At 55.1% G+C, this 17,318-nt stretch carries 11 protein-coding genes; 8 read left to right on the plus strand and 3 right to left on the minus strand.

Annotated elements, in window-relative coordinates; translation table 11 throughout:
- The first annotated feature begins 142 nt into the window (after positions 1–142).
- The 5 genes from purL (at position 143) to glnB (ending at position 8,508) form a co-directional block, all read left to right on the plus strand.
- Complete coding sequence (purL, locus tag AB182_RS05740; protein ID WP_047369257.1) at positions 143–4,030, plus strand: phosphoribosylformylglycinamidine synthase; 3,888 nt, start codon at positions 143–145, stop codon at positions 4,028–4,030.
- Positions 4,031–4,593: 563 nt separating this feature from the next.
- Positions 4,594–6,030: a two component system sensor histidine kinase QseE/GlrK gene (gene qseE, locus AB182_RS05745; protein WP_071845840.1), complete on the plus strand. Its 1,437-nt coding sequence runs from the start codon at positions 4,594–4,596 to the stop codon at positions 6,028–6,030.
- Positions 6,027–6,761, plus strand: coding sequence for a two-component system QseEF-associated lipoprotein QseG (gene qseG / locus AB182_RS05750; protein ID WP_047369259.1), 735 nt, complete (start codon positions 6,027–6,029; stop codon positions 6,759–6,761). The genes qseE and qseG overlap by 4 nt, the downstream gene beginning before the upstream one ends.
- Positions 6,758–8,095, plus strand: coding sequence for a two-component system response regulator GlrR (glrR, locus tag AB182_RS05755; protein WP_047369260.1), 1,338 nt, complete (start codon positions 6,758–6,760; stop codon positions 8,093–8,095). The genes qseG and glrR overlap by 4 nt, the downstream gene beginning before the upstream one ends.
- Before the next feature lie 74 nt (positions 8,096–8,169).
- A complete protein-coding gene (gene glnB, locus AB182_RS05760; RefSeq protein ID WP_024549981.1) occupies positions 8,170–8,508 on the plus strand; it encodes a nitrogen regulatory protein P-II in 339 nt (112 codons plus the stop codon).
- Positions 8,509–8,551: 43 nt separating this feature from the next.
- On the opposite strand, the gene hmpA is transcribed toward glnB, so the two are convergent.
- Positions 8,552–9,742 (minus strand): NO-inducible flavohemoprotein, encoded by a 1,191-nt coding sequence (gene hmpA, locus AB182_RS05765; RefSeq protein ID WP_047369261.1) that lies wholly within the window; start codon positions 9,740–9,742, stop codon positions 8,552–8,554.
- A gap of 320 nt (positions 9,743–10,062) precedes the next feature.
- On the opposite strand from hmpA, the gene glyA reads away from it, so the two are divergent.
- Entirely contained in the window at positions 10,063–11,316 is a 1,254-nt protein-coding gene (gene glyA, locus AB182_RS05770; protein ID WP_015370305.1) for a serine hydroxymethyltransferase, read from the plus strand.
- Between the two features lie 49 nt (positions 11,317–11,365).
- Here the strand turns inward: glyA and AB182_RS05775 are convergent, their stop codons facing one another.
- Positions 11,366–12,265 (minus strand): nickel/cobalt efflux protein RcnA, encoded by a 900-nt coding sequence (locus AB182_RS05775; protein WP_047369262.1) that lies wholly within the window; start codon positions 12,263–12,265, stop codon positions 11,366–11,368.
- 141 nt (positions 12,266–12,406) lie between these two features.
- Here AB182_RS05775 and rcnR point away from each other — a divergent pair, with 141 nt between their 5' ends.
- Positions 12,407–12,679, plus strand: coding sequence for a Ni(II)/Co(II)-binding transcriptional repressor RcnR (gene rcnR / locus AB182_RS05780; protein WP_047369263.1), 273 nt, complete (start codon positions 12,407–12,409; stop codon positions 12,677–12,679).
- On the opposite strand, the gene AB182_RS05785 is transcribed toward rcnR, so the two are convergent.
- Positions 12,676–13,869: an ROK family protein gene (locus AB182_RS05785; RefSeq protein ID WP_047369264.1), complete on the minus strand. Its 1,194-nt coding sequence runs from the start codon at positions 13,867–13,869 to the stop codon at positions 12,676–12,678. The two genes, rcnR and AB182_RS05785, sit on opposite strands and share 4 nt — an antisense overlap.
- Positions 13,870–13,986: 117 nt before the next feature.
- Here AB182_RS05785 and AB182_RS05790 point away from each other — a divergent pair, with 117 nt between their 5' ends.
- Entirely contained in the window at positions 13,987–17,268 is a 3,282-nt protein-coding gene (locus AB182_RS05790) for a DUF5107 domain-containing protein (RefSeq protein ID WP_047369265.1), read from the plus strand.
- The last annotated feature ends 50 nt before the right edge of the window (positions 17,269–17,318 follow it).

Genomic DNA, 17,318 nt, shown 5'->3' on the forward strand with positions numbered 1-17,318 from the left:
TAGCGAAGCCGCTACGTTTTAGTGTTAAATGGCACACATGATTTTATTTCGACGCAAACGGTTTCGTCACCGCTCAGGATTCTCTATAATGACGCCCGTTTTCCCCCTGATGCACACTTAAAGCTTCGAAGACGAGAGACTTATGATGGAAATTCTGCGTGGTTCGCCTGCACTGTCCGCATTTCGTATCAACAAACTGCTGGCGCGTTTTCAGGCAGCCCGGCTCCCGGTGAGCAATATTTACGCTGAGTATGTCCATTTTGCCGATGTGAACGATCGGCTGAACGAGGAAGAGCTCACGCGGCTGCAACGCCTGCTGAAATATGGTCCGAACTTAAGCAGCCATACCCCGTCCGGAAAATTACTTCTCGTTACGCCCCGTCCTGGCACCATCTCCCCCTGGTCTTCTAAAGCAACGGATATCGCGCATAACTGCGACCTTGGCAAAATCAATCGCCTGGAGCGCGGTGTAGCGTACTACGTTGACGCTCCGACGCTGACCGAAGCGCAATGGACAAGCGTGGCGGCTGAGCTGCATGACCGCATGATGGAGACCGTATTTACCGCCGAAGCGGATGCGGCACGTCTGTTTGAGCATCATCAGCCTGCGCCGGTGCAAAGTGTGGATCTGCTGGGTGAAGGGCGTCAGGCGCTGATCGACGCTAACGTGCGTCTCGGTCTGGCACTGGCGGAGGACGAAATTGATTATCTGCAGGATGCGTTTAGCCGCCTTGGCCGTAACCCGAATGATATCGAACTTTATATGTTTGCTCAGGCGAACTCTGAACACTGCCGTCATAAAATCTTCAACGCCGACTGGGTGATTGACGGCGAACAGCAGCCAAAATCGCTGTTCAAAATGATTAAAAATACCTTCGAGAAAACGCCGGACTATGTGCTGTCTGCCTATAAAGACAACGCCGCGGTGATGGAAGGCTCTGAGGTTGGGCGTTTCTTCGCTGACCACGAGACGGGGCGCTATGACTTCCACCAGGAAGCGGCGCACATTCTGATGAAAGTGGAAACCCACAACCACCCGACGGCGATTTCGCCGTGGCCGGGCGCGGCAACGGGTTCCGGTGGTGAGATTCGTGATGAAGGGGCGACCGGGCGCGGCGCGAAGCCAAAAGCGGGTCTGGTAGGCTTCTCCGTTTCTAACCTGCGTATTCCGGGCTTTGAACAGCCCTGGGAAGAAGATTTCGGTAAGCCGGAGCGTATCGTTTCCGCGCTGGATATCATGACCGAAGGTCCGCTGGGTGGCGCGGCATTTAACAACGAATTCGGCCGTCCGGCGCTGACCGGTTATTTCCGTACCTACGAAGAGAAAGTGAACAGCCACAACGGTGAAGAGCTGCGTGGCTACCACAAACCGATCATGCTGGCAGGTGGTATCGGCAACATTCGTGCCGATCACGTACAAAAAGGCGAGATCACCGTTGGCGCGAAACTGATTGTCCTTGGCGGCCCGGCGATGAACATCGGTCTGGGCGGTGGCGCTGCCTCCTCTATGGCCTCCGGTCAGTCTGACGCGGACCTGGATTTCGCCTCCGTTCAGCGCGACAACCCGGAAATGGAACGTCGTTGCCAGGAAGTGATTGACCGGTGCTGGCAACTGGGCGATGCCAACCCGATCCAGTTTATCCATGATGTGGGGGCGGGCGGTTTGTCTAACGCCATGCCGGAGCTGGTGAGCGATGGCGGGCGCGGAGGGAAGTTCCAACTGCGTGATATCCTCAGCGACGAACCGGGTATGAGTCCGCTGGAAATCTGGTGTAACGAATCCCAGGAACGTTATGTCCTGTCCGTTGCAGCCGATCAGTTACCGCTGTTTGATGAGCTTTGCCGTCGCGAACGCGCCCCGTACGCGGTGATTGGTGAAGCCGTGGCAGAGCAACACCTGACCATGAGCGACAGCCACTTCGACAATCAGCCGATCGATTTGCCACTGGATGTGCTGCTGGGTAAAACCCCGAAAATGACCCGCGATGTGCAGACACGTAAGGCCGCCGGTGAAGCTATTGATTCACGCAATATTTCTATTGCTGACGCGGTAAACCGCGTACTGCATCTGCCCTCCGTCGCTGAGAAAACCTTCCTGGTGACCATCGGCGACCGTACCGTCACCGGTATGGTGTCACGCGATCAGATGGTCGGTCCGTGGCAGGTGCCTGTCGCTAACTGTGCGGTGACCACCGCCAGCCTGGACAGTTACTACGGTGAAGCGATGTCCATCGGCGAACGTGCGCCGGTCGCATTGCTGGACTTCGCCGCTTCCGCCCGTCTGGCCGTTGGTGAGTCTCTGACCAATATGGCGGCTACACAAATCGGTGGCCTTAACCGCATTAAACTTTCGGCAAACTGGATGTCCGCAGCCGGTCATCCGGGCGAAGATGCCGGTCTGTATGACGCGGTGAAAGCGGTGGGTGAAGAACTTTGCCCGGCGCTGGGTCTGACCATTCCGGTGGGTAAAGACTCCATGTCGATGAAAACGCGCTGGCAGGAAGGTCACGAGCAGCGTGAGATGACCTCGCCGCTGTCGCTGGTCATCACCGCCTTTGCCCGTGTGGAAGATGTGCGTCGCACCGTGACACCGCAGCTCTCGACCGAAGCGAATGCCCTGCTGTTGATTGATCTGGGTAAAGGCCACAACGCGCTGGGCGCAACCGCGCTGGCGCAGGTTTACCGTCAACTGGGTGATAAGACTGCCGATGTGCGTGATGTCCAGCAACTGAAAGGCTTCTGGGAGGCGATGCAGGCACTGGTGGCTGATGGCAAACTGCTGGCATGGCATGACCGTTCCGACGGCGGTCTGCTGGTGACGCTGGCCGAAATGGCGTTTGCCGGTCACTGCGGCGTGAATGTTGATATTGCGGCTCTGGGCAATGATCATCTGGCCGCGCTGTTTAACGAAGAGTTGGGCGGTGTGATTCAGGTTCGTGCAACGGACCGCGAAGCGGTGGAAGCACTGCTGGCCACTCATGGTCTGGCGGATTGTGTTCACTACCTTGGACAGGCCACGGCGAGCGACCGTTTTGTGGTTGAAGCCGCAGGTCAGACCGTGTTCAGCGAAAGCCGCACCACCTTGCGTATGTGGTGGGCGGAGACCACCTGGCAGATGCAACGTCTGCGTGACAACCCGGAATGTGCTGACGAAGAGCATCAGGCGAAAGCTAACGATAACGATCCGGGCCTGAACGTGAAGCTGTCGTTTGATATCAATGAAGATATTGCGGCACCCTATATTGCAACCGGCGCGCGTCCGAAAGTGGCGGTACTGCGCGAGCAGGGCGTTAACTCCCATGTGGAGATGGCGGCGGCGTTCTACCGTGCTGGCTTTGATGCCATTGATGTACATATGAGTGACCTGCTGGCAGGGCGTACGGTTCTGGAAGATTTCCAGGCGCTGGTTGCCTGTGGCGGATTCTCTTACGGTGACGTGCTGGGCGCGGGTGAAGGCTGGGCAAAATCGATTCTGTTCAATAATCGCGTGCGTGATGAGTTCGAAACTTTCTTCCACCGTCCGCAGACCCTGGCGCTGGGCGTATGTAACGGTTGTCAGATGATGTCTAACCTGCGTGAACTGGTGCCGGGCAGTGAGTTGTGGCCACGCTTTGTGCGTAACCACTCTGATCGCTTCGAAGCGCGTTTCAGCCTCGTCGAAGTCACCCAAAGCCCTTCATTGCTGTTACAGGGGATGGTCGGTTCGCAAATGCCTATCGCGGTTTCCCACGGTGAAGGTCGTGTAGAAGTGCGTGATGACGCCCATCTGGCTCAACTCGAAAGCAAAGGCCTGGTGGCGCTGCGCTTTGTCGATAACTTCGGTAAAGTGACGCAAACCTATCCGGCTAACCCGAACGGTTCGCCAAACGGTATTACTGCAGTAACCAACGAAAGTGGTCGCGTGACGCTGATGATGCCGCATCCGGAGCGTGTATTCCGTACGGTTTCTAACTCCTGGCATCCGGACAACTGGGGCGAGGATAGCCCGTGGATGCGTATTTTCCGCAACGCGCGTAAGCAGTTAGGCTAACTTACCGCTACGGGTTGTATGTCCTATGAAAGCTCTCCTGACGGGGAGCTTTTTTATTTGTGACGCTCCGCATGTGCATGTGTCGGGAAAACGCGACAAAACCACAGTTATGGTGTCTCTAAATAGAGACATTTAAGTTATTGATTTATATGAATGATGGGTTAGAGCGCAAAGGGTGTTGCTAATCGGAGACACTTAGCATGAAAATCATTCAACCGCTATTGAATGGGTTAAATTGCTAAATTTCATATATTTCATGTGGTTAACATTTTGTTTTGTGTTTTGGCATAAGTGTTGCATAATAATGACCAGTGGCTCATTCACCTTCTTATGTCAGCCCCTTCGGGACGTGCTACATAAACTTCGAATGACGCACTTAAAGGTGCCTGCCGTCCAACTGCTGATAAAAGTTCGCTTTTTCAGATATCGGGCGAAACGTCGAGTTAGGCACCGCCTAATTGCTAAACAAAGCCGGGTCTATCCCCGGCTTTGTTTTTTCTGGCTTCCCCGTAGCACATTACTCAGCTAGCATCCTGTTAAACCCGATTTGCGAGAGTATTGCGTTGAAACGCTGGCCCATTTTCCCCCGCTCCCTACGCCAGGTCGTTATGATGGCGTTCTTACTGATCTTATTGCCTTTATTGGTACTTGCCTGGCAGGCATGGCAAAGCCTGAATGCCCTGAGCGCCCAGGCGGCACAAACGAATCGCACCACCCTTATCGATGCGCGACGTAGCGAGGCGATGACCAATGCCGCGCTGGAGATGGAGCGCAGTTACCGTCAGTATTGTGTGCTGGACGATTCTACGCTGGCAAAGGTGTATCAGAGCCAACGTAAACGCTATAGCGAGATGCTGGATGCGCACGCGGGCGTGCTGCCCGATGAAAAACTCTACCAGGCGCTGCGTCAGGATTTGAACGATCTCGCCCAGTTGCAGTGCAAAAATAGCGGCCCGGGCGCAGAAGCGTCCGCGCGGCTCGAAGCCTTTGCTGCGGCGAATACCGAGATGGTGCAATCAACGCGGCAGGTGGTGTTCTCCCGTGGGCAGCAGTTGCAGCAGGAAATTGCCGAGCGCGGTCAATTCTTCGGCTGGCAGGCGCTGGTGCTGTTTCTGGTGAGTCTGGCCATGGTACTGCTCTTTACGCGGATGATTATCGGCCCGGTGAAGGGCATTGAACGGATGATCAACCGGTTAGGGGAAGGGCGTTCCCTTGGGCATACGGTTGTGTTTAAAGGTCCGCGTGAGCTGCGCTACGTGGGGGAACGTATCATCTGGCTGAGCGAACGTCTTTCCTGGCTCGAATCACAGCGTCATCAATTTTTACGCCATATCTCTCATGAACTGAAAACCCCGCTTGCGAGTATGCGTGAAGGGACCGAATTGCTTGCCGATCAGGTTGTCGGGCCGTTAACGGCGGAGCAGAAAGAGGTGGTGGCTATCCTTGATGACAGCAGCCGTAATCTGCAAAAACTGATTGAACAATTACTCGATTACAACCGGAAACTGGCGGATGGCGCGGTTGAGCTGGAAGACGTGGAGATCGAGCCGCTGGTAGATATGGTTCTTACGGCTCACAGTTTGCCCGCGCGAGCTAAAATGATGCATACCGAGGTTGTGCTGGATGCCGCCTCCTGCTGGTCTGAGCCGATGCTGTTGATGAGCGTGCTGGATAATCTTTATTCGAACGCGGTGCACTATGGGGCTGAATCCGGTAACATTTATATTCACAGCTATCTTGCGGGCTCGCGGCTGCGTATTGAAGTATCCAATACCGGCACGCCGATTCCTGAGGCGGAACGCAGTATGATTTTTGAACCCTTTTTTCAGGGGAGCCATCAGCGAAAAGGCGCGGTGAAGGGGAGTGGCCTGGGGTTAAGCATCGCCAGAGACTGCGTTCGCCGTATGCAGGGTGAGTTGCATCTGGTGGACGTCGATCATGCAGATGTCTGTTTTCGCATTGAGCTACCGCTTAATGCGTCGGAAAAATCCAACAAATGAAGCGAAATCAGGTGAGTATGTCGCACGTTTTTTCCCGCGTGGCTGACGCGGTGTTGTTGCCTAAAAAAATGCGTCGTGCATTACCCTGCCTGCTGCTGGCAGGCTGTGTATCCCAGACGCCTGAGCATGCTGTACATGAACAATTCGAAGAGCAGCTCCCGGAACATCAACTGGCCGATTTCCTGCTGACGGACTGCGGCAATATTTGGTCGTTAACCGGCCAGGCCTTCGATACCAACCCGTTATTCTGGCTGCGCAGTATGGATTGCGCAGGGCGGCTGGCGCCAGCAGAAGCACGTGCTGAGGCGCGCGCCTGGTCAGACGATACGTGGCAGGATGCCTTTAAGCGCGGCATTTTGCTGTCGAGTGCGAAAATTTCCCCGCTGGAACGGCGTGAGAATACGGCACGTCTTGATGTGTTAAGCCCGCAAATTCCCGCCCCTGTACGCCCGCTTTATCAGCTCTGGCGTGATGGGCAAACATTGCAGCTCCAGCTGGCAGAAGAGCGTGGCCGTTATGGCAAGCTCCAGCAGTCGACGGATGCTGAACTGGATACATTACGTCAGCAGCAGCAATTCCTGCGTGAGCAATTGGAAACGACCACGCGTAAACTGGAAAACCTGACCGATATAGAACGTCGACTCTCCAGCCGCAAACCGGCGGGCAATGATCTGCCGGATAGCGCGCGCCCCGCAAGGACCGAAACGAAACAAGAGGACGCGAAACCATGACCAGCCGAAAACCTGCCCATCTGTTGCTGGTGGATGACGATCCGGGCTTGTTAAAACTGCTCGGTTTGCGCCTGACCAGTGAAGGCTACAGCATCGTCACCGCCGAGAGCGGGCAGGAAGGGCTCCGCGTTTTGGCCCGGGAGAAAGTTGACCTGGTTATCAGCGACCTGCGCATGGATGAGATGGACGGTATGCAACTGTTCACAGAGATCCAGAAAGTACAGCCGGGCATGCCCGTCATTATTCTCACCGCGCATGGTTCCATTCCGGATGCCGTCGCCGCGACGCAGCAGGGAGTATTCAGCTTCCTGACCAAGCCGGTCGATAAAGATGCGTTGTACAAGGCGATTGATGAGGCGCTGGAGCACTCTGCGCCCGCCTCGGACGATCAGTGGCGCGATACGATCATTACCCGCAGCCCGGTCATGCTGCGTCTGCTTGAGCAGGCGAGAATGGTGGCGCAGTCTGATGTCAGCGTACTGATTAACGGTCAGAGCGGGACGGGGAAAGAGATCCTTGCCCAGGCGATTCACAATGCCAGCCCGCGCAGTAAAAATGCCTTTATTGCCATCAACTGTGGCGCGTTACCGGAACAGTTGCTGGAATCTGAACTCTTTGGCCATGCGCGCGGTGCCTTTACCGGCGCGGTCAGCAGCCGTGAGGGGCTTTTCCAGGCGGCAGAAGGCGGCACGCTGTTTCTTGATGAAATCGGCGATATGCCCATTCCGCTACAGGTGAAGCTGTTGCGCGTGTTGCAGGAACGCAAAGTCCGACCGCTCGGCAGCAACCGCGACATAGACATCAATGTGCGGATTATCTCCGCGACCCACCGCGATCTGCCCAAAGCGATGGCGCGCGGCGAGTTTCGTGAAGATCTCTTCTATCGCCTGAATGTGGTTAACCTCAAAATCCCGGCGCTGGCGGAACGTGCGGAGGATATCCCGCTGCTGGCCAATCATCTGCTGCGCCAGGCGGCTGACAGACATAAACCGTTTGTGCGCGCTTTTTCCACCGACGCGATGAAACGGCTAATGACCGCAGGCTGGCCGGGTAATGTGCGCCAGTTGGTCAACGTTATTGAGCAATGTGTAGCGCTGACCTCATCGCCGGTCATCAGCGACGCGCTGGTGGAGCAGGCGCTGGAGGGGGAGAACACGGCCCTGCCCACGTTTGTGGAAGCGCGAAATCAATTTGAGCTCAATTACCTGCGAAAGCTGCTGCAAATCACCAAAGGTAATGTTACCCACGCGGCGAGAATGGCCGGGCGCAACCGTACTGAATTTTACAAATTGCTCTCGCGCCATGAGCTGGATGCCAACGACTTTAAAGAGTAATGGCATGGCGAATATGGTAGTGTGAGCAACCGATTACGAAGTAGCTTACTGGCAAGCGTTTTTAAGGACCAACCATGAAAAAGATTGATGCAATTATTAAACCTTTCAAACTGGATGACGTGCGTGAAGCGCTGGCCGAAGTCGGCATTACCGGGATGACGGTGACCGAAGTCAAAGGTTTTGGTCGCCAGAAAGGCCATACCGAACTGTACCGTGGCGCAGAGTATATGGTGGACTTTCTGCCGAAGGTAAAAATCGAAATCGTTGTCACTGATGACATCGTTGAGACCTGTGTCGACACCATTATCCGCACGGCACAGACCGGTAAAATCGGCGACGGTAAGATTTTTGTCTTTGATGTCGCCCGCGTGGTACGTATTCGTACCGGTGAAGAAGACGACGCGGCTATCTGATTCTCTCCCTCACCCCTTGCGGGGTGAGGGCCAAACCCGTCACTTACAACACTTTGTGCGGGCCAAAGCATTCGTAATGAATGTTCTCAGCATTAATCCCCAGACCGACTAATTGCCTGGCGGTGAATTGCATAAACGGCACCGGGCCGCAGAGATAGAACTGCATGGCCGGATCGCTGAATGCCGACTCAAGTTTACTTAGATCCATCAACCCTTCGCTATCAAAGGCCTGCGCCTGTTTATCAAAATGGGTAGGCGCGCGGTACCAGACGTGAGACGTCACGCGCGGCAGTTTGCTGCTCAGTGTTTTCACCTCCCCGGCAAAGGCGTGAACATCGCCATTTTCCGCCGCGTGGAACCAGTTTACCTGCGCGTTATGTCCTGTCCTGGCGAGCATATCCAGCATCGCCAGCATCGGTGTCTGGCCGACGCCAGCGGAGATAAGCGTGACCGGGGTGTTGCTCCCGACATCCATAAAGAAATCGCCTGCGGGGGCCGCCAGATGTACCACATCGCCGACCTGCGCGCGCTGATGCAGCCAGGTTGATACCTGCCCGCCTTCTTCGCGTTTCACCGCGATACGATAATGTTTGCCGTCAGGGGCGCGGGTCAGGGAATACTGGCGAATTTCCTGATAAGCAAATTCTTCCGGTTTCAGCCAGATGCCGATGTATTGCCCAGGGCGAAAATCAGCAACGGGTTGTCCATCAACAGGCGCGAATTCAAAGCTGGTGATTAACGCGCTTTGCTCGGTTTTTTCCACCAGACGAAACGGGCGTGTCCCTTCCCAGCCGCCGGTCTTGCTCGCGTTTTCAGTATACAGTTGCGCTTCCCGCTGGATAAAAACGCCAGCGAGCACGCCATAGGCTTTACCCCATGCGTCGAGAACGTCCTTGCCTGGGCTGAACATTTCATCAAGCGTCGCCAGCAAGTGATGACCGACAATGTCGTATTGTGCAGGCTTGATCTGAAAGCTGGTGTGTTTTTGAGCAATTTTTTCCACCGCAGGCAATAACGCAGCGAGGTTATCAAGGTTGCTGGCATAGGCCGCAATAGCGTTGAACAACGCTTCGCGCTGATCGCCGTTACGCTGATTGCTCATGTTGAAAATCTCTTTGAGCTCGGGGTTGTGCGTAAACATCCGATCGTAAAAATGCGCGGTCAGTTTTGGACCGGTTTCCAGCAGCAGGGGAATGGTGGCTTTCACCGTTGCGATGGTCTGAACGTCAAGCATGGTTGCTTCCTGTTAGGTGATTTATAAGATGTATTTAAAATGCATCTTATAGGTGAAATGCCTGGGTTGTAAAGAGGGGGGGCGGGGGCAACAACGAATTACAAACGTGAAGAAGTTGCATCACAAACGTGAAAAGAATTCCGTTGCAAAGGGAAAGTGCATTATCTCTCAAACCCTTGTCTGGCGCGCAGCCAATCGTTTGCGTAAAAACCTTTGTCAAGACCTGTTATCGCGATATGAATCAGTTATACTGTGAGCCGTCACCCAAAACGGGCCCTCAAATTTGAGTTGCTTTATTGTTAGCTGAGCAGGAGATGCGGATGTTAAAACGTGAAATGAACATTGCCGATTATGATGCCGAACTGTGGCAGGCTATGGAGCAGGAAAAAGTACGTCAGGAAGAACACATTGAACTGATCGCCTCCGAGAACTACACCAGCCCGCGTGTAATGCAGGCGCAGGGCTCTCAGCTGACCAACAAATATGCCGAAGGTTATCCGGGCAAACGCTACTATGGCGGTTGCGAGTATGTCGATATCGTTGAACAACTGGCGATCGACCGTGCAAAAGAGCTGTTCGGTGCTGACTATGCGAACGTACAGCCGCACTCCGGCTCTCAGGCTAACTTCGCAGTCTACACCGCGCTGCTGCAACCGGGTGATACCGTTCTGGGTATGAACCTGGCGCAAGGCGGCCACCTGACTCACGGCTCCCCGGTCAACTTCTCCGGTAAACTGTACAACATCATTCCTTACGGTATCGATGAGTCCGGTAAAATTGACTACGAAGACATGGCGAAGCAGGCTCAGGAACACAAACCGAAGATGATCATCGGTGGTTTCTCTGCGTATTCCGGCATCGTTGACTGGGCAAAAATGCGTGAAATCGCAGACAGCATTGGCGCATACCTGTTCGTCGACATGGCACACGTTGCCGGTCTGATTGCGGCCGGTGTCTATCCGAACCCGGTTCCACACGCTCACGTCGTCACGACGACCACCCACAAAACCCTGGCGGGTCCACGTGGTGGTCTGATCCTGGCAAAAGGCGGTAGCGAAGAGCTGTACAAAAAACTGAATTCCGCTGTCTTCCCGAGCGCTCAGGGCGGCCCGCTGATGCACGTTATCGCGGCGAAAGCCGTCGCGCTGAAAGAAGCGATGGAGCCAGAGTTCAAAGTCTACCAGCAACAGGTTGCTAAAAACGCGAAAGCGATGGTGGAAGTGTTCCTGAACCGTGGCTACAAAGTGGTGTCTGGCGGTACGGAAAACCACCTGTTCCTGCTGGATCTGGTCGACAAAAACCTGACCGGTAAAGAAGCGGATGCGGCGCTGGGTCGTGCTAACATCACCGTCAACAAAAACAGCGTGCCGAACGATCCGAAGAGCCCGTTTGTGACTTCCGGTATCCGTATCGGTTCTCCGGCAGTGACGCGTCGCGGTTTTAAAGAAGCGGAAGTGAAAGAGTTGGCTGGCTGGATGTGTGATGTACTGGACAACATCAATGATGAAGCGGTTATTGAGCGCGTCAAAGGTAAAGTTCTGGATATCTGCGCACGCTTCCCGGTTTATGCATAAGTCCTGAAAGCATATAAAAATGCCCGCACCTCGCGGGCATTTTTTTGCCTTATTGCAGGGTGTAATAACCGTGAACGCCCATATAAATCCCCACCAGCGCAATCAATATGCTGGAGAAATAGGGCGCGCGCCGCGCAAGGGTGTTGAATCCTGACCAGCGTTTCGCTGCCTGCTGTACGCTTACTGCAGCCCCCACGCCCACCGCCACCAGGGTTAATGCCAGACCGAAACTAAAGCACACCACCATCGTAGCGCCCAGCGTTAACGCTTTAAGCTGAATACAGATCAACAGCACAGTGATCGCTGCCGGGCAGGGGATGAGTCCACCCGTCAGGCCAAACAGCAGAATTTGCCCGTTAGTCACCTTAGTACCGTTAAAGCGGCGCTCAATATCCCGCGCATGGGCCAGTTCGTGCGCGTCACGATACTCTTCTTGTTTCTCAACTTTCCGCACAGAAAGGATCACCGGCCGGTTCAGACTCAGGCTGGCGGCCTGGGCCGGCTGGAAAACCAACCCTTGAGAATGAGTGTGGGCAGGCGAATGATCATGATCGTGGTGGTGATCGTGATGGGCGTGGTCATGGTGGTGGTGACCCGCGTGCCACTGTCGCTCACCTTGCCAGGTACGCCAGAACATCCATGCGGCTGTACCCAGAATGATCACCGCTGAAATTATCTGCATCCAGGGCTCCACGGCTTCGGCGGTGAACCGACGGCTGATAAACATTCCGCCCATTGCGATAAGCCAGACTACCGCCGTATGAGATAGTGTCGCCGCAAGGCCAAGCATAACCGCCTGTTTTATGGTGCCTTTGATCGCAATGATAAAGGCCGCCATCATCGTTTTTGAATGCCCCGGCTCAAGGCCGTGTAGCGCGCCGAGCAGAATGGCGCTCGGAATGAAAACCCAGCCATTTCCCTGCTGAAAGAGGGTTGCAAAATCGGTCATGAGAATAATTCTCGCTAATTGTTTTCTCTTTTCAATTTACTCCCCCCGGTAAAAAATACTACCCCCCAGTAGAAAGAAACTCCCCCCCAGTTGTTCTATGGTATGATTTTTCCACTCAGCAGAGGGGAAAGTGAGGTCAGTATGTCGCATACCATTCGGGATAAAAAAAAGCTCAAAGCGCGGGCGAGTAAGATTGAAGGACAAGTGGCGGCACTGAAAAAAATGCTCGATGAACCGCATGAATGCGCCCAGGTTTTGCAGCAAATCGCCGCTATTCGCGGAGCGGTTAACGGTTTGATGCGAGAGGTTATCAAAGGGCATTTGACCGATCATATCGTTCATGAAAATGATGAGGTCAAACGTGAAGCCGACCTTGATGTGGTGCTGAGTGTGCTGGATTCCTACATTCGCTAGTGCATTTCACTGAGCAATGCCTCAACGTACAAATAGCCAATACCCATAATTTGTTGAGCGCGACTTAACTGCCCCATTTCAATCTGTGTGGCCTTAATACGCGGGTTCCCGCCCTGATCGAACGGGTTCAGCCCGGTCTGTTGCACGATAGTGCTCAGCCAGCGCTCCCCAAATGCACAGCTTCGCCCGTATAGCCATATCTGGTTGATATTCAGGATATTGAGGAAGTTATACAAACTCAGGCCGATAGCGCTGGCAGCATTTTCCACCCATGCCATGATTCGCGCATCGCCGTTTTGCCATGCGGCAATCAACTGTGTGGTCGTGAGGGCATCAGGATCCAGCATCGGCGCAGATTGCGACTTCAACCAGATCCGCGCCTGTTTTTTCAGCGCGCTTAATGATGCAACGGTTTCAAGGCAGCCATAGCGCCCACAATCGCAGGCCACGCCGTCCGGGTTGATGATAGTGTGACCTATCTGCCCGCTGCCATAGAGCGTCCCGCGGTAAATCCGTTCGTTAATGACGAAGGAGGAGCCAATGCCGTAATCCACGTTGATGACGCAGAAATCCCGTGCGTGGCCGTGATTCTGCCACTTCTCCGCCAGGGCCAGCATTACGCAGTCGTTATCCACCAGAACGCGTACGCCCAGCTTCTCCTCCAGCAGATACTTCAGCTCAATCGGCTCGCTCCACGGGGCCTGCGGCATATTTTGCGATACGCCGGTTACCGGGTCGACCTGCCCGTGGATCCCCAGCGCCAGGTTGAGCGTGCGCCCCGGCCACGCTTTGCGGTAGCGATGCCAGCACTGCTCAATTGCAGCCAGCAAGGCCTGTGGGTGAGGGGCGTTCAACGTATGACGTTCGTACTCCCCTTTCGGACTCATGCAGGCATTGGCGAGCTGGCATTCGATGCTGGTCGGTGTGATGTTCATGCAGAGCGTCCAGTCACCTTCCGGTGCAATCAGCCAGGTTCCGCTACTGTGGCCGCGGGAGGGTTTCTCGTCCATCACATTCAACACGCGGTGCTCTGCCGCCAGCTCCTCAAGGATGTTGCTTATCGCGGGAATAGAGACCTGCGCCAGCTTTGCCAGCGTGGATTTGGTCGCGCGCTTTTCACGGTAAAGGTGCTCCAGTACTACGCATTTATTGATGCGGCGAATCTGTTGATTGTTAATGCAGACGCTCATGGTTACTAAACCTTGTTTAGTGTATTGCGTGATTATTATGCGAAAACGCCTTGTCTTAGTCTGTCAGACTGCCCACAAATCCACATTTTAGTATGTCTTGTTAATTAAGAGGGCAATATGGAACCCGTAAAAGTCTGGCGTGAAACCGTCTTTATCCCTACTTACGAAACCGGTCCGCAGGACACTCACCCTATGTTTCTTGAAAACCGCGTTTATCAGGGGTCAACGGGGGCCGTCTACCCCTACGGGGTGACCGATACGCTGAGCGACAGCAAAACAGAGAAAGCGTGGCAGGCGGTCTGGCTGGAAAATGACTATCTGAAAATCATGATCCTTCCGGAACTGGGCGGGCGTGTACAGAGGGCGTTTGATAAGGTCAAACAGCGCGATTTTGTCTATCACAATGAGGTCATCAAACCGGCGCTGGTCGGTCTGCTCGGTCCCTGGATCTCGGGGGGTATTGAGTTCAACTGGCCACAGCACCATCGCCCGACCACCTATATGCCGGTGGATTGCACGTTTGAAGAGCATGACGACGGCAGCAAGACGGTATGGGTCGGAGAAACTGAGCCGATGCACGGGCTACAGGTGATGACCGGCTTCACTCTGCGCCCTAATCGCGCTGCGCTCGAAATTGGCAGCCGCGTCTACAATGCTAACGCCACGCCGCGCCACTTTTTATGGTGGGCAAACCCGGCGGTGAAAGGGGGGGATGACCATCAAAGCGTCTTCCCGCCTGATGTGACAGCCGTGTTCGACCACGGCAAACGAGCCGTGTCCGCGTTCCCCATCGCCACCGGGACTTACTACAAAGTCGATTATTCCGCTGGGGTCGACATTTCCCGCTATAAGAACGTGCCAGTCCCGACCTCGTATATGGCGGAGAAGTCGGCCTATGATTTCGTCGGGGCCTGGTCGCATGATGAAGACGGCGGGCTGTTGCACGTTGCCGACCACCATATTGCGCCTGGCAAAAAACAGTGGAGTTGGGGACACAGTGAATTTGGTCAGGCCTGGGATCGTAGCCTCACCGATATCAACGGACCCTACATTGAGCTGATGACCGGGATCTTTGCCGATAATCAGCCCGATTTCACCTGGCTTGATGCGTATGAAGAGAAACGCTTTGTGCAGTATTTCCTGCCGTACCACACCCTCGGGATGGTACAGAACGCCTCACGGGATGCGGTATTAAAGCTGCAGCGCAGTGACAACGGCGTGGAGTGGGGACTCTATGCGATTGCGTCTCTGGCGGGCTATCGTTTACTACTCACCGAGACGGGCAATCCGACGCCGCTACTGGACGAAAGCGTGAATCTGGCGCCGTGCTCGGTACGACAGGGCGAGTTTGATGCTATCCGTCCCGCGCGACTGACACTCACGCTTAAAGATACGCATGGCATCGTCGTTCTCGCGTATGAAGAGCATCAGCCTGGCGAGATGCCGTTGCCGGAAGTGGCTACGGCCCCTGCCGCTGCAGAAAACATAACCTCAGCCGATGAAGCCTGGTTTATTGGTCAGCACCTTGAGCAGTACAACCATGCCAGCCGTTCGGCCTTTGATTATTACATCCGTGGCGTGGCGATTGATCCGCTCGATTATCGCTGCAACCTGGCGCTGGCCACCCTCGAATATAACCGTGCTGACTACCCGCGCGCCGTCGAATATGCGACGCAGGCGTTGGCTCGCGCACACCGACTGAATAAAAATCCGCAGTGCGGGCAGGCCAGTTTTATTCGTGCCAGCGCCCTTGAACGCCAGCAATGCTTCGCGGAGGCGAAAGAGGATTTCTGGCGGGCGATCTGGAGCGGCAACAGCAAAGCGGCGGGTTTTTATGGGCTGGCACGCCTGGCTGCCCGTGAGTTGCACTACCCGGAGGGCATCGAGTTTTGCCGCCAGAGTCTACGGGCTTGCCCGACCAATCAGGACGTTCTGTGCCTGCAGGTACGCCTGCAGCAGTTGAACGGTGATGCAGAAGAGGCGAAGGCAAATCTACAGACGCTGCGTCATGACTACCCGCTGAACCCAACGGTGTGGTGGCTGCAATGGCAAAGCGAAGGCAGTGATGAAGCGCTGAACGCCTGGCGCGACATCTGCGGCGGGCGCGATATCAACGCGCTACTCACTGCCGGGCAGCTATTGAGCTGGGGAATGAAAACTGAGGCTATCGGGGTACTGGAGAAACTGGCTTGTGAGCGCACCTTGCCACTGTTGCTACAGGCGAGCTTGCTCACTGAATCCGACCGTGCACCGCTGATTGCCCGTGCTATTGACGCTTTCCCGCGCTTTGTGCGTTTCCCCAATACGCTGGATGAAGTGGATGCGTTAAACATACTCCCGGAAAGTGCGTTTGCCCGTCATTTGCTGGCCTGTTTCCACTACAGTAAGCGCAATGACGAAAAAGCGGTGGCGCTCTGGCAGCAGTGCGTGGCGATGGACGACAGCGTGGCTGATGCCTGGCGTGGTCTTGCTATATACGCCTGGAATAAGCAACAGGATGAAACGCTCGCCGCCCGTTATCTCGACACTGCCTGCCGTTTATTACCCGACGACGCGCGTTTGCTGTTTGAGCGTGATTTGCTGGCAAAACTTACGGGGGCCACGCCGCAAAGTCGACTGACACGGCTGGAGGCTAACCTTTCATGTGCCTTAAAACGCGATGACATGACGGCGGAGTTGCTTAACCTCTGGCACCTGTGTGGTGAAACAGAGAAAGCCACCGCCGTGCTAAAGCGTCGTAAATTCCACCCCTGGGAAGGGGGCGAAGGTAAAATTACGGGCCAGTTTATTCTCAATCAATTGCTGCAGGCGTGGCAGGCCATCGACGCTCGCCATCCTGCCCGCGCAGAATTATTGCTCATCGCCGCCTTGCGTTACCCGGAAAACCTGAGTGAAGGACGTTTGCCTGGGCAGACCGACAACGACATCTGGTTCTGGCTAGGCGTCTGTGCCCGGCTGCAACGAGATGAGGCGCAGGCGCAGGCGGCCTGGCAAAAAGCCGCGCAGGGTGACCGCACACTCAATGTCCATAGTTATTACAACGACCAGCCCGCCGATTATCTCTTCTGGCAGGGCATGGCGCTGCGCATGCTGGGCGATAACGTTGCTGCTGACGCGCTGTTTACGGACATGGCGCAGTGGGCAGCCAATATGCTCCACGCCCCGGTTGAAGCGGATTTCTTTGCTGTTTCGCAGCCCGATTTGCTCTCACTGTACGGCTCTTTGCAACAGCAGCATCAGGAGAAGTGCCTGTACATTCAGGCGTTGTCCGCAGCGGGCATGGGTGACGAAAGTCGGTGGAATCAGGCCAGCGCAGCGCTGACGACACTTAACCCCGCCTGGCCGAAAGCGGCGCTCTTTTCGCGGGTGATGTCCTATGTGCTGCATCTCATTCACTAAATCTTGTTTACTGAAATCTGCGAGCGGCCTGACCGTCGCTCTCAGGTAAA

This window comes from Phytobacter ursingii (assembly GCF_001022135.1).
Classification (GTDB): Bacteria; Pseudomonadota; Gammaproteobacteria; order Enterobacterales; family Enterobacteriaceae; genus Phytobacter; species Phytobacter ursingii.

Coding starts and splice junctions, on each gene's coding strand:
- purL (WP_047369257.1), top strand. CDS start 143: ATGATGGAAATTCTGCGTGGTTCGCCTGCACTGTCCGCATTTCGTATC.
- qseG (WP_047369259.1), top strand. CDS start 6,027: ATGAAGCGAAATCAGGTGAGTATGTCGCACGTTTTTTCCCGCGTGGCT.
- glrR (WP_047369260.1), top strand. CDS start 6,758: ATGACCAGCCGAAAACCTGCCCATCTGTTGCTGGTGGATGACGATCCG.
- glnB (WP_024549981.1), top strand. CDS start 8,170: ATGAAAAAGATTGATGCAATTATTAAACCTTTCAAACTGGATGACGTG.
- hmpA (WP_047369261.1), bottom strand. CDS start 9,742: ATGCTTGACGTTCAGACCATCGCAACGGTGAAAGCCACCATTCCCCTG.
- glyA (WP_015370305.1), top strand. CDS start 10,063: ATGTTAAAACGTGAAATGAACATTGCCGATTATGATGCCGAACTGTGG.
- AB182_RS05775 (WP_047369262.1), bottom strand. CDS start 12,265: ATGACCGATTTTGCAACCCTCTTTCAGCAGGGAAATGGCTGGGTTTTC.
- rcnR (WP_047369263.1), top strand. CDS start 12,407: ATGTCGCATACCATTCGGGATAAAAAAAAGCTCAAAGCGCGGGCGAGT.
- AB182_RS05785 (WP_047369264.1), bottom strand. CDS start 13,869: ATGAGCGTCTGCATTAACAATCAACAGATTCGCCGCATCAATAAATGC.
- AB182_RS05790 (WP_047369265.1), top strand. CDS start 13,987: ATGGAACCCGTAAAAGTCTGGCGTGAAACCGTCTTTATCCCTACTTAC.